Origin of the sequence: Limisphaera ngatamarikiensis (genome assembly GCF_011044775.1) — a bacterium.
GTDB classification, from domain to species: Bacteria; Verrucomicrobiota; Verrucomicrobiia; order Limisphaerales; family Limisphaeraceae; genus Limisphaera; species Limisphaera ngatamarikiensis.
The window spans coordinates 15,341-28,471 of sequence record NZ_JAAKYA010000079.1 but is presented as its reverse complement, the minus strand read 5'-3'; the positions used below and the strand labels follow the sequence as shown (position 1 = coordinate 28,471).

Here is a 13,131-nt window from a genome sequence, read left to right as displayed (position 1 = left end):
GCGAAAAGGGTTAGCGACTGGGCACTTCGACTTCGACCCGGTAAAACCGTGGTCCCTGGGCGGGTTCGACGGGCAACCGGACGGCGCCGCGGCCCGGCAGGAGATTTGCCGGACAGGGCGGCGTGGTGCAGGGCTCTGCCGGTGGCAGTGGCAGGACGGCGAAATTGGTGCGCAGGACAACCCGCCAGTCCGGTGCCGTCAACGACGTGGCCTCCCACAGGGTGTTCGTCGCCCCCGGCACCGTGGGCCAGGTCAGGACCAAGCCCTGCCCCTGGGCCCAATGGGCCCGCACGGTCACGTCCTCGGGCACGAGGACCGGTACAGGGTCGAAAGCGTTGACAATGCCATCGCCATCCGAGTCGAGCTCTGTGGACAATGCCAGGGCGGTGTTGATCCGGATTACCCGGGTGCCGAGGAAGACGTTGGTTGCGCCGTAGAACCCGTCGGCAAAGGCCGGTACCCAGCGCAGGCGCCCGTTGTTGTAGCGGGACGAGTTCACCGGCTCGGCCAGTCGGTTGGTGCCCACGAGGAGGTCTGCGTAATAAATCACCAGATTGGGTGCGATGTCGAGGGCGGTGAACGCGTTGTTCAGTTCATTGGTGGCATAATTGAGCAAAATCAGCTGGTCCACGTACAATGCATTGCTCACACCCAACCCTTGAAAACGGAACGTGGCTCCGAACCCTGCATCCAGGACAAGACGGCCCAGCGCGACATTGTTGGTGAAGCCTGCCGGGGTCGGCCCGCGGTCCTCACCGGCCCAGATCACCACGTTCCGGCTGTAATCCGGGGCAACGTTGGTGACGGTGCTCCCCCGCAGGTCCCCCCGGGTTGGCCTGACGGAAAGAGTCAGGCCATCCCGGGCAACCAGCCAGTTGTTCGTGGTGTCCAGGTCAGAAAGGATTTCGTCGGCCCCAAGGATCAGTCGCCGGCCGGACCGCACCTCGTGGTTGGTAATCCACAAACGCCCGGCCCGCAGCTCGACGTCGCCCAAAGGTGCCAGGATGCGACCCCAGAGATTGGTTGCGCCACTGCCAAGGAGCGCTTCGGTGGCAATCAATCGCAAATGTCCGGCCGTTGTAGTGTTGGTACCGGTGCTTTCGAGGTAACGGCTTTGCACTTCGAGGCCCTGGGCGATTACGGTCCCTCGATTCACAAACCCCTCGTAAGGCTCCTGATAAACGGTTGGATAATAGGGCGGGCGCCGCAGGCCGGCAAATGTGGCCGCGTTGCTGATGGTGATGGTTCCCTCATTCGTTAGATAGCGCAATTGTGGCAGGCTCTCGGCCCAGCTGATGCGGTTTGTCACCAGGTTCAGTTCGCCGGCGATGTGGAAAGGCTCCGAGATAAACGGAGGCAGGGTCACAGAAACGGGCGGATTGGTGGTGATGGTCAGTCGCTCCGCTTCGATCAGCAGGCTGTCAAAGACATTCAGTCGGTCGGCGATCCGCACTTCGCGCTGTCCTTGAGGGCTGCTGAGCACCAAATCCTTGATCATCGGCTGGGCCCCCGGGAGGAAATAGTTGCTGACCATGAGGACCTTGTACTGCAGGCTGATGCCGTCCGCCGTCGCGTTGGTCCACATGCCGACCCAGGCCTGAAGGTCTCCAACGATCCGGGACACGACAGGGAGCTGCAAATGCCTGACCTCCAAAAGTCCGTTCGTCGAACTTAATCGGATCGAACTGTAGGGCGCCTCGATTTGGGCGTTGGCGCTACCCGCGAAGTGGCCCGTGGTTTCCAGCCGCAGATAACTGGGGACACTGAGGCGCGCTGCGTTCAGATCCAGCGCCCGACTCGCCAGGATTTCAAACCGACCCATGACATTGGAAAACACGCTGCCCGGCTGCGTTTCTGATGGAACCATGACCGCAGGGATCACCCGGGTACGGTAACCGGCATTGGTGGCCTCCACCACAATGCTTGTGCCGATCGTGTAGAGTGTTGGATCGAATGCCTCGGGCGGGACAGTGGGCAGAAAGGGGTAGATCACCGGAGGAGCGCCGCTCACGAGGAAATTGAAGGGCCTGGCCGCGCCCACGGGGTTGAGCGACGCTCGGTAAAGCGTCCCGTTGGTCAGGTTAAAATTGTAGTTGCCCGGGGTAAGAAACTCGGTGAGGTACAGCTCATTGGTGAGACGGGTCCGGGTGACGGGGTTGGTGACCACCCCCTGCCATCGAATCACGCTAAAGGGATAATCCATCCGGACCTCGGCATCCTGGATTTCCCCGCCGTTGTAAACATACACTGCCTGAATGAGCAAGTTGCTGGGACCCAGCGCATAGATTTGGACGTGACTGGAGAACCCCGCCGGCAGGACAACCCGGGCCAGGGCAAAGCCATTCAGGACCTGCACCACGTGCAGCGGGCTGGCCAGCGGCGAGTCGTTGAACCGGCCCACAATCGGATTGGTTTCGAAACCCCAGTGGAGGTCGTAGGTCCGCGCCGTAATGTTCGTAAGGCCGGATTCCATGAAACGCAGTTCACCTCCGCGCAGGTCCACGGTTTCCCCGGTGAGGTTGAGCTGGCCAAAGGAGGAAATCTCCAATCGTCCCCGATTGATGATGTTGGTGGCTTGCACGATGAGCCAGCCATCCACGCTGACTTCCGCGGCATTCGGGTTTACCAGCCCTTCATTGTGGAAGACCGCGGCCATTCGGCGTTGCGGGTTTCCGGTCGGGTCGAAGGTCAAAAGGCGATAGCCGGGACTGCCCAGCCATCTCCCGCGGTTGGTGATGTAAACCGTGTTTTGGAACTCGATGGGCTGGGGCAGGACCAGGTTGGTCAGACCGATCGTACCGACATTGAGGAAGCGGATCGCATCGATCATGGGCAGGGGTTCCGGCGGATACGTCGCCTGCAGGACCCCCGCGTTCAGGAAAAGATCCTGCGCACCCCGTGCGGTCGGGGTCGCCATCCCCAACAAGAGGCTCAGGCCAACGGCTGCCGTGCGGGCCATTCGAAATCGCTTGTGGATTGGCGTCATAGGCGAATGGTCAACGTGTAGGACTGCTGGCGGCGCCGGCCTTGGGCGTCTTCGACCTGCAGTACGAAATCATAGACTCCGGGCGTCCGCGGGGTTCCCAAAAGGACGCCACCCGGCGAAAGCTCCAGTCCCGGAGGCAGCCCGGGGGAGCCCGGTGCGAGCGAGAACTGGTAGGGCGGTTGTCCACCGCCGATGGTGAAGGTGACCTGGTAAAACTGCCCGACCACTCCGTAGGGCAACGCCAGCGGCTGGATGTTGAGGGAGGTCAGGACCATCGCCTCCAGATCGCGCAGACTGGTGCCGCTGGGGTAAACGACGGGCGGATTCGTACTGCCGTCGAAGCTGCCCCAGACGAAGTTCGTAATGGACCAGTACTCGTCCAAACCTGAGAAGGGAAGGAAGGGTGTGTAGAAGTTGATGTTCATGGGGCCCACCTTGTTGAACTCAATGGTGATGTTGGGCTCGATGTGCCCCGGGCCGGCCAGACCGGGAACCGCATTCGTATCGATAAAAACGCCCGCCGTAAAGGTCCGGAGCCCAAGAAAATTATTCACGTCCCGGCCTGTGAACAGGAAATCCGGTGTGGTGACAATCCGCTGCAAGTGCTGTTTCACCACCCTTCCGTTGGTGACCGCGTTGAGGGTGTAATAGTTTGTGATGGGCTGGAAAAACCGCCCCAGCAGCGAGTCGTAGTCGGCCCTTACGAACTGCATTTTTTCGATGCCCTGGCGGTTCATGGGCACGTTGGTCTCGCAACTGACCGGCAGGATCACCATCGCGTGATTGGTGAAGTAGGTGTAGACCTGCTGGGAGAACTGCTGGCCGACCTGGTTGGTGGCAAGCGCGATGTCGTTGGTGAGCACCTGGAGAATGGGCGGCAGATTGGAGAGGACCACGTAGCCGCACAGGGCGTTGGTGGGCAGGAGGTAAAAGTCGCCGGAAGGTACATTCAATACCACATGGTTGGTGGTGATATTCGTGCAGACGCCGCCCGGGAATCCCCAGGTGTTTGTGCAAGGCCCGATGTTGGTGGTGACCACGGTGGCCAGGGTATAGGGGTGGTACTGATTGGTGACCACGTTCCCAAAGGTGTGGCGGTATCGGACCACGTAATTCGTCACGTAGTTTGTCGCGAGGACGAGAGTCTGCCACGGAGCGGGTGCCCACGGGGAGTTGGTGTAGTAGGCAATGATGTTGGTGGTCACCTCGGTGGTGAAGACCGGCTCGGTTTCGAGAATGACGAGCCCGGGGTAGAGGGTCTGCAGGGCGACCGCATCGTTGGTCCAGGCAGCGGCCAGAAGGAGGTTCAGATTCGAGCTGATCAGCATTTGCGGGGTGGGATTGGTGTAAAACAGGATGCTGTCCTGCGTGATAGCTTCCCAGTTGACATTGTTGCTGCGCCAGAGGTATCGCAGACCGCCCACGTCGTCCCGACTCAGGGATGTCAGAAACGCGCCGTAGTCGACCCAAAGTGTCTCGGCTACGGGGAGATTGCCCTGCGCCAAAGGATCCACCAAATACTCGTAGGCATCCGCCAGTGGCTGCACCCCACTGCAGAACTCAATGATTCGGTATGAATAAAGCACTCCGTTCACGTAGGCGGTGGGTTCGAAGGACACCGGATCGAAGTTGCGTCGAATCACGTGGTAGGTCATGGCCTCAGGGCAGTTGGGGCCATAGCGGTCCCGCAAACACCATGTCCATCGCACCGGTTCCGCCAGACCCAGTTCTTCGATGATCAATCGCATGGCGACGCTCTTCAGGTCGATCAAACTCAGGGCCTGGGCCCGGTAATTGTAACGCACCACATCTAGCGGGAACTCCGACAAATCGGCCGAGTAGCTTGAAACGTTGCTCAGGGCATTGAAATGCGCGATGGCCTGTTCGATCGCCCGGACGCCGTTGGAGCCGAAGTAATCCAGGAACGATGCGTCGAAGGCGTAATACACAACGGGCAGGTTCCACCGGTACTCTTCACCGAGGTTCTTGGGCGCACCGATATCCCTGTTGACCAGGTTATAGCCAATGTCCGGCACCTGCCAGGCTTCGTTGACCGGGCCGAGCAGGCTGAAGGCGTGGGCGGCGGCCGCCCACCCGGCCGCCAGGATCGTCAGGACCAGTCGTTTGCAAAAACGCCACATAGACGGTTCAGCGGATGCGAATCACTCGGTAAAAGGCGGCGTCCCCGCCCGTGACCCGGACGCTTTCACGGGTGCCACGGGCAAAGCGCGGTTCACCGACGTTGGTCCAGCCGGTCAGTCCGCCCGAGGCTTGCAACTGATAGACCAGGCCAGGTTGCGTATTCCATTCCACGTACAGGCCCGTGGGGGTGCGGAGCAGGTTGACCTTCAGGACACTGGCCGGGTCGAGCGGGTTGGTTCCGGCGAGGAATTCCTCCAGGTTGGTGGCGCCGTCGCCGTCGGTATCGTCCTGGGGTCGCGGCCAGCGGCTCAGGTCGGCACCGAACCATGCGGCCATCCACTCGGATGGCACCCCGCCGTAGACCCACACGCCGTACGTGGTGTTGCTGGCGGGCTCTGACAACGGGGAACGCTGTCCGTTGGTCAGGACGTAGGCCACGCGGAAGGTGTAGGTGGTGCTGTGCAACAAGTTGGATACGGTGACCACGTTTTGGGAGGTGACCAGCGTGGGCGCGGGCGGCCGGGCGTCGTTCATGTAGAGTTCATAGGCGGCCACGGGCAGGCCGGCCACGGTGGGCCAACTGACCGAGAGTGCGTTGGAGCTGAGGACGCTGACCACGGGCGGATCCAGCGGTTGCAAGGGTTGCGCAGCTGCTGCCAGCCGTTGGGCACGGAGGTCAAAACCGTTGTCAATGCCGGTAAAGCTGCTCCAGACGACCAGAAACCGTCCGGCTCCGTCCCCGGCCACGACGGGGTGAATCTGCTGGCTCAAGGTGGTGGTGTTGACGGCCAATTCACCGCCCAGGGGCAGGCCGCTGATGTCCAGCACCCGGCCAAAGACACCCTCCCGCGAGCCGTCCTGTTCGAGGCTGGTCCAGACCACCAGGAGGCTCTGACCCGAGAGGGCAATTCGGGGGGCGAACTGGTCGCCGAAGGTATGGGTATTCAGCCGGCGCACGGCGCCGCCGTTGCCGCCGGCGTCGAAGGCACGACCCCAAATGTCCCAACTGTTCTGGAGGACGACGGTGTCCTTCTGCCCCCAGACAACGTAGAACCCGCCTCCCGGGAGGGGCGCGACCTGCGGATTGGCGCAAACGTTGGTGTCTGTGTTGACCAGGATCTCACCGGAGACCGGCACGCCGTCGGCGCGGAACAATCGGGCGTAGATGTCCACGCTGTTTTCGAAGCGTTGTTGTTCACTGACCCAGACGACCACGAACCGGCCATTGTCAAGGCCGGCCACGGCGGGGGTCCGCTGGTTATAGGGCGTCGTCAGATTCACCTGAAACTCACCCGACATGGGTTGGCCCGAGGGGCTGAATCGGCGCCCGTAGACGCCCTGCATGGGGCGGTCGCCGCTTTCCTGGTTCCAGCTGCCCCACACGAAGACGACCGAGCCGTCGTTAAGGCGGGCCACTGCCGGGGCTTCCTTGCCGGAGTTGGTGTGGGTGTTGACGGGGACTTCGCCGGTAATCCAGAGACCGTCGGAACCGAGGAACCGGGCGGCGACCTGGCGACGGTTGGCCGGGCCGGTCAACCAAGCGAACACCGCCCCGCCATTGGTCAGTGCCGTTACCGCGGGTCGGATCTGGTCGCCCTCGCCCGTGACATTGACGCGGAAGGCGCTGAGTGTGCCGGAGAAGCTGCCGTCCAGACGGCGGGCGCTGATGCCCTGGCCCTGTCCGTCGGTAAATTCGTCCTGCCATGCGATGTAACCGCCCAGGGGGCCGAGGGCCAAGGCCGGATGGACCTGATCACCGGGCAGGGGATCGGTCAGTGCGTATTCGCCGCCCTGAAAGGTGACGTCGCCCTGGGCTGCGACCCACAGGGAGAGCAACGCCAGCCCCAGCAGGCTTCGGATGCGGTGCCGTTGGGTGATGCGAACGTCCATAGCCAGCCTCGTTTCAACCAGCCTTCTTTAACAATGGTGTACGGCTTTGTCCAACCTTTCCCCGTGTTCCGGCAACCCGTGTCCCGCGGATGTGGTTGCGCCCGCGAACAGGTCCGGTTGATCCGTCGTCCCGGACCGTAGCTCCGCGGCCTCCAGCCTGGACAACAAGGTTCGGAATCCCCACTGCCGGTACAACGCCTTGAGTGCTTCGAAATCCGGTTTGCCCAGGACCAACTGGTCGGGATCGAACCCGGGGTCCAGGTCCGTCCGTAACCGGATCAGTTCCTGGTTGCGGCGGATCAACTCTGCGGACTCTTCCAGGGCTTTGCGGATGCGTTCCGGCCGGACTTCCGGCAGGCGCTGGAGGAGGGTTTCCACCGAGCCGAACCGGTTCAAGAGTTGAGCGGCGGTTTTGGGGCCGACGCCGGGCACGCCCGGGATGTTGTCGGAGGCGTCGCCGACGAGGCTCAACCAATCCACAATCTGCCGGGGTTCGACACCGGTTTTCTGTCGGACGTCCTCATCGGTCCAGACACGGCCGGTGGAGTCGTGGGGTTGGACAAGTCCCAGGCCGGGCTCCACCAGTTGCATGAAGTCCTTGTCGGAACTTGCGATGACGACCTGCCATCCCTGACTGCGGGCGCGGCGCGCGAGGGAAGCGATCCAATCATCGGCTTCCACGCCGGGGCGGCAGCCGGTGGCGATGCCCCGGGCACGCAGCCACTCCACGATGGGATCGAGCTGGGCTCGGAGACCTTCCGGCATTTCGGGTCGCTGGGCCTTGTACTCCGGCAGGGCATCCAACCGTTCTGCGGCGAGTCCTCCGTCCCAGAGCACGGCGGCGTGGGTGGGCTGGAGCTTCTGGCAAAGTTTTTCGAAGCTCTGGATAAACCCGTAGATGGCGTTGGTGGGCCGGCCGTCGGGTGCATGCAGATCACGGATGGCGTGCCAGGACCGGTACGCGTAGGCGTGACCGTCCACCAACAGCAGCCGCGGTTGGGCGGCGTGGTTTGTTCGCCAATCCGTCACGTCCAATCGTTTTCCTGGCAGGTGCCGTGGCGTCGCCGGGTAGGGCCACCGGTTGTGCCTGCGGGTTGCCTCCCTGTTGTTGGGCCCGGTGATCACGGCTGGGCCGAGGCCGGCTGCACCGGGATGGTGGTTTGGGCAAATGGCATTTCGTCCTCCGAGTGCAGCGGGTTGCCCGCCGGATCAATGATCCGGGGTGTGACAAAAATCAGCAGGTTTTTCTTCTGCTTTTGATCCGATTCGCTCCGGAAGAACCGGCCGAGCAACGGCAGGTCTCCGAGCACCGGGACCTTGTCACGCACCTTGGCCACGTTTTCGCTCAACAATCCGCCCAGGACCACGGTTTGTCCATCCCAGACGATGGCTGTGGTGGTCACCTGGCGGACCCGGAAAATCGGCAGGGGCAGTTGTGCGGTGAGCGGGACACCGATGGATCCGGCAGCGACCGATTGGACCTGCGGTACGAACTGCCTGGCCGTTTCGGTGTCATATCCAATAAACTCGGTGACGGTGGGCAGGATGGTCATCTGGATGGTGTACCCGTCGGCTGAAACCACGGGTAGGACGTCGAGGGTGGGACCAAAGGGCAACGAGGCGATGTCGTAACCAATTTGTGCCCCCACCACGCCGGCGCCGCCCACGCCCGTCAGGTTGCCGGCGCCGCCGGCAGCGGTCTGGCCGGTACTCAGACCGACGACAACGGATTTGATGTCCACCAGGTTGACCTGGGCCTGGCGTCCGCTCAGGGTGGTTACCTCGGGGGCGGTCAACAATTCCACTCCTTTCCGCTGTTCGAGTGCCTGGATGGCAAGTCGGAACTGGGGATCGGTAAGAATTCCGGTCAGTGTGAAGACGGAGGGTGCATTCAGTTCGTTGCGCAAGCCCGAAGTTACACGGGAATCGGACGCGGACGGGAGTATGAGGGTATTGATGTCTGTGACGGCTGCCTGGCCGGTTCCCACGCCGGTCTGGCCTCCGCCGACCTGACCTTGATTCCCCCCTGCCCCTCCGGTCAGGCCACCGGGGATGAAAACTCCGGGGAACGTGCCGGCGGGGTTGGCCGCTGATGGGGCTCCGGCGTAGGACGGGGCCGTGCCGCCCTGCAGGCCGATGCGGCCCCCGCCCATTAACCAGTTACCGAGATACCAGTCGAAGCCGAGCGCCCGGGCGTCTTCCTGCGAGATGTCGATGAACTTGGTTCGGATGTTGACTTGGGGTGGCGCTTCGTTGAGGACCTGAATGGCGGCCTGGATGATGTCGAGGTCCTCGGGTGTGGCCCGGACGATGAGGCGTCCGGCGCGGTCGTTCCAAAAGACCGCCTTGGGCGGGTTCAGGTCCACGCCCAATGTGAGGAAGTAATCCCGCACGGCGGCGCTGACGTCGGCGGTGGAGTTGGTGCGGGTGATGAACCGAAGGCCGCCTCCCCCTACGCCTCCGGCACCGGCCGCTCCGCCTCCAAAACCGCCACCGAAACCGCCGCCGAAGCTGACGCCTCCGGCCACGTTGACGCGCGGGACAATGGTACCCAGGGTCATGCCGCCGCCACCGCCGCCGAAGCCGCCGCCGAAGCCGCCACCAAATCCGCCACCGCCAAATGCACCACCGCCACCGCCGCCCGTGGACGTGGCGAATGCACCGAACTGGGTACCTTCCACGGCCTCAAGGCCCTGGTAAAACGTGTTCGGATCCACCTTGAACACGCGGGTTTCCAGGCGCAGCGGTTCGGGTCCGCGCATGGAGAACACCACAGCGTATTCCTCGATGGAATACTTGATGGGGCGTTCGGCCACGCGAACGATGGCGTCCAAGACATCCGCCAGACGCACATCGGTCAGCGGCGGGACCAGTCGGATGGAAATCTGGCCGACGTCCACCTGTTCCTGGGCGGTGGGTGCGGAGGTCGGGACGGGCAGGCCGGTGAAGGGGTCAATCGCCTGCGGTTGGGCGAACGGCGCGCCGGGCAGGAGTGTCGAGGTGGAGGCCTGCTCGGGATTCGGGTTGATAATGAAGTTGATGCCTTTCCTTTCCGGGTCGCGACGTTTGGCTTCCTCGTAAAGGTTACGGATCACTTCCTCCAGGGGCAGCCCGTCGTAACTGACGCTTTCCAGCCGGATCCGATCCAGCTTGCTGATGATGAGCTGGCGGCCCCGCCCGACGTGGACGAGGTTGGTGCGGGCGTAGGGGTTGGGTACGGGCAGCTTTTCCCGAGTGGCCTTGGTTTCCCACGCCTGTTCCACTTCAACGAGGGCGGATTTTGCCTGGGCATCGCGCTGGCGAGCGGCCCTGCGATAGCGGGCGTCCTTGACGAGGTCGAGGTAGTAGGGTGCGGCCCGGTTGTCGGGATCGAGGCGGAGTGCCTGATTCAGCTTGGCCTCGGCTTCGTCCAGCTTGCCCAGTTCCCAGAGAAGAACGCCGTCGCGGACAAGCTTGGCGGCTTCTTCCTTCTCCCTGGCCACCTCCGGGACACGTTGTTGGACCTCGTCGTGCGGGGTGCGGACGTGCTGGTCAGCCAGCGCGGCGTCGTTTTCCTGTTTCAACCGGAGGGCGTCGGCGTTGTTGGGGTTGACCTTCAGGATGCGGGTGAGTTGGACATTGGCCTCCTTGAAATCGCCGCGCCTGCGTGCCTGCTGGGCCAGGGTGAGGCGCACGCGGGTCAGGCCCTGGATGGTTTGTTCGGTTTCGTCGGGGATGCCGGACCCGATGCGCTGGACCAGGTCCCATGCGTCCTCATAGAGTTTGGCGGCTGCCACCAGGTCCTTCCGTGCCTCGGCATCGGCTGCCTGCTGGAGTTTTTGGCGGAGCAGGACGGTGTTGGCCTGACGGTAAACGGCTTCCTGGGCGGCCACCTGGGCGGCATCGGGGACGGACTGTGCGATGCCTCCGGCCAGGCTCGCGACCAGCAGCACGAAACACAATCGGGACTTGTGGACGTTGGTCATAACTGGCTTGCCTGAAAACTCGGGCCCTCCTGAGCAACGGTGTATGGCGGAACTCATCCTTCGGTTCGCATCCTGATGGTGAACTTCTTACCGGTCAGGCGGTGGGACACTACCACTTCCTCGTCCGTGATGGCAACGACATTGTAGTCCTCACCAGCCAGGGTGATGCGGTCGCCCACGCGGCGCCCGCTGAACACTCGTTTTTCGGGGTCGTACCGAATGTCGGCCACATAACCTTCAACGCGGCGGAACGGTTGTTCACGGCTGATCACGACGCGCTGGCCCGTGTCGCTGAGTTCCAGGACGAGTCCGGTGGGATTGTCCGGTGGTCCCTGGACCTCGCGCAGGGTGAAGAGGTCTTCCTTTTTTTCGTTGAGGCGGACGAAGGTTTGGCGCTTGCGACGTGCCGCAGGAGTGGGAGCCGCCTCGTTTTCGACCCCAATGAGGTAGCCGGAAGGCTGGCCATCCAGCACCGGACCAACCGAGTCAAACGTCAGGATCAAATGGAGAGGCCGGATCTCGGTTACGACTGCGGCATCGGGGCCGGTCTCGGTGCCCCGGGCGAGCTTGATGAGGTTTCCATCCGGGGTCCGCTGCCATTGCACGGGGTTGAACAGGAAGTGCGGTCGCCCAAAGTCGGTGTGCAATGGGGTTTCCAGCCTTTGAACCACCGCTTCCATGGGAGAGAGGTCCAGCGGTGGAAGTGGACGGATGGGCCGGCGAACGATGTTGTTTCGTTGTTCCTCCAACTGGGCGCGGGTCTGGGAAATGAGCAGGGGTACGGCGGCCACGGCGACGGCCGCCACCACCAGCACCACGCCGAGAATCAGCTTTTCGTAATGCTTTTTCAGCCAGTCCATCAGCGTCGGTTCTCCTCGGGCAGGAGTTTGACCACGTGGAGCAACAGGGTCACCCGCAGGGGTTTTTCATCCAGGACGGTTTGGAGTCCGCCGCGTGTGGCTCCGGGTGTGCCCGCAGCGCCCGGGGCACCGGGCATACCGAAGCCCGGAGCGGCATAGCCGGGCGGGGGATAGGCGGGCGGCATGTAACCCGGCTGCGCACCGGGGGCGCCGGGTGTTAAAGGTCGGTAAGGGATGCCGCCGCGGCCGGGCTGACCGCCCCCGAGTTCCGGTGCGTACCGGTTGACGGCCGGGCCGCCGCCGGGCCGGATGCCGTACCGCTGGGCGTAGACCGTAGCGGGGTCGCTGCCGCCGCCCGGAGGCGCGTAACGTGGAAAGGCGGGCGCGGTCGGGGGAATCTCGGCCTCGGGCAAACCACCCGTGGGCGGGAGTCCGTACCGGCGCCGATAATAGTCTTCCAGCCCGGGTTCTGTGGGACCGGGCAGGATTCCCAAGGTGGCGGGTTCCACGTCCATGGCCTTGACCAAGATGCAGTAGGGGGAGCTGTGGAACCCGTTCAGCACGGCTGCCAACTCGGGGCTGAAACACCGGATGGTGACCTGGTAAGGGGTCAGGACGGCCAGCTCATTGGTGACGGATTTTTGGTCGTGATAGTCGCTGGGCGGTCCTTTGTAATCGTCCGTGGAGATACGTTCGCGCCGGATGTTGTCGAGGCTGTTGATCTTGGCGGCGAACAGGATGTCGCAGATGGCCTTGATTTCACCAAGCTGGACGGCCAGACGGTCGAGGCTGCCGGGCGCAAATCGCATCAGGTTTTTCTGGGCTTCGAAGGAGAAGCTGTAGTCCGGCGGCAACTGGACGCCGGTGGATGCGGCTGCGCGGCGCAACTGATCCAGCGTCCGCCACAGTTCCGGCGTGAACATTTCGGCCGTGACCCGGTTGGTGCCGCTGACCTGGGGGATGGGCGGAGGGACAACAAAATATTTCGAGGCTTTCTGGAGGTATTTCCGGAGTTGGGCCTGCTGGTCCCGGGCGGCCTGGATGTTGTTGACGCGTTCGTTGCCGGGGTTGGGATCGAGGTTGTAAAGGCGATTCAGTTCCGCGTACTGGGCGGTCAACCGCTCGAATACCTCGTTTTTCTTCTGCAAACTGGACCAGAGATAAAAGACGGACAATCCCAGCAGCACCAGGGCCACGGCACTGCTGATCACGAACAGGAGATTTCGTTTGACCCAATCCATGGTGCCTGCGGGCTACTCGGGCTGGTGGGGCCGGCCGTTCCGGCCCC

The 13,131-nt window shown here is 63.0% G+C and carries 7 protein-coding genes; all 7 read right to left on the bottom strand.

Annotation, left to right across the window (positions count from 1 at the left end):
• Nucleotides 1-10: 10 nt before the first annotated feature.
• Nucleotides 11-2,986: a hypothetical protein gene (locus G4L39_RS11650; protein ID WP_205880976.1), complete on the bottom strand. Its 2,976-nt coding sequence runs from the start codon at nt 2,984-2,986 to the stop codon at nt 11-13.
• Nucleotides 2,983-5,127 carry an Ig domain-containing protein gene (locus G4L39_RS11645; protein WP_165108357.1) on the bottom strand — a complete coding sequence of 715 codons (2,145 nt, stop codon included), beginning with the start codon at nt 5,125-5,127 and terminating at the stop codon, nt 2,983-2,985. Before G4L39_RS11645 ends, G4L39_RS11650 begins: the two co-directional genes overlap by 4 nt.
• A gap of 7 nt (nt 5,128-5,134) precedes the next feature.
• The gene (locus tag G4L39_RS11640; RefSeq protein WP_165108356.1) at nt 5,135-7,018 is read right to left on the bottom strand and encodes a fibronectin type III domain-containing protein; all 1,884 of its coding nucleotides are present in this window, start codon (nt 7,016-7,018) and stop codon (nt 5,135-5,137) included.
• 27 nt (nt 7,019-7,045) lie between these two features.
• The gene (locus tag G4L39_RS11635) at nt 7,046-8,047 is read right to left on the bottom strand and encodes a 5'-3' exonuclease H3TH domain-containing protein (protein WP_165108355.1); all 1,002 of its coding nucleotides are present in this window, start codon (nt 8,045-8,047) and stop codon (nt 7,046-7,048) included.
• Between the two features lie 92 nt (nt 8,048-8,139).
• Complete coding sequence (locus tag G4L39_RS11630; protein WP_165108354.1) at nt 8,140-10,983, bottom strand: hypothetical protein; 2,844 nt, start codon at nt 10,981-10,983, stop codon at nt 8,140-8,142.
• Nucleotides 10,984-11,036: 53 nt separating this feature from the next.
• Nucleotides 11,037-11,843 carry a hypothetical protein gene (locus G4L39_RS11625; protein WP_165108353.1) on the bottom strand — a complete coding sequence of 269 codons (807 nt, stop codon included), beginning with the start codon at nt 11,841-11,843 and terminating at the stop codon, nt 11,037-11,039.
• Nucleotides 11,843-13,084 carry an Amuc_1100 family pilus-like protein gene (locus tag G4L39_RS11620; protein ID WP_165108352.1) on the bottom strand — a complete coding sequence of 414 codons (1,242 nt, stop codon included), beginning with the start codon at nt 13,082-13,084 and terminating at the stop codon, nt 11,843-11,845. The genes G4L39_RS11625 and G4L39_RS11620 overlap by 1 nt, the downstream gene beginning before the upstream one ends.
• Between the last annotated feature and the right edge of the window lie 47 nt (nt 13,085-13,131).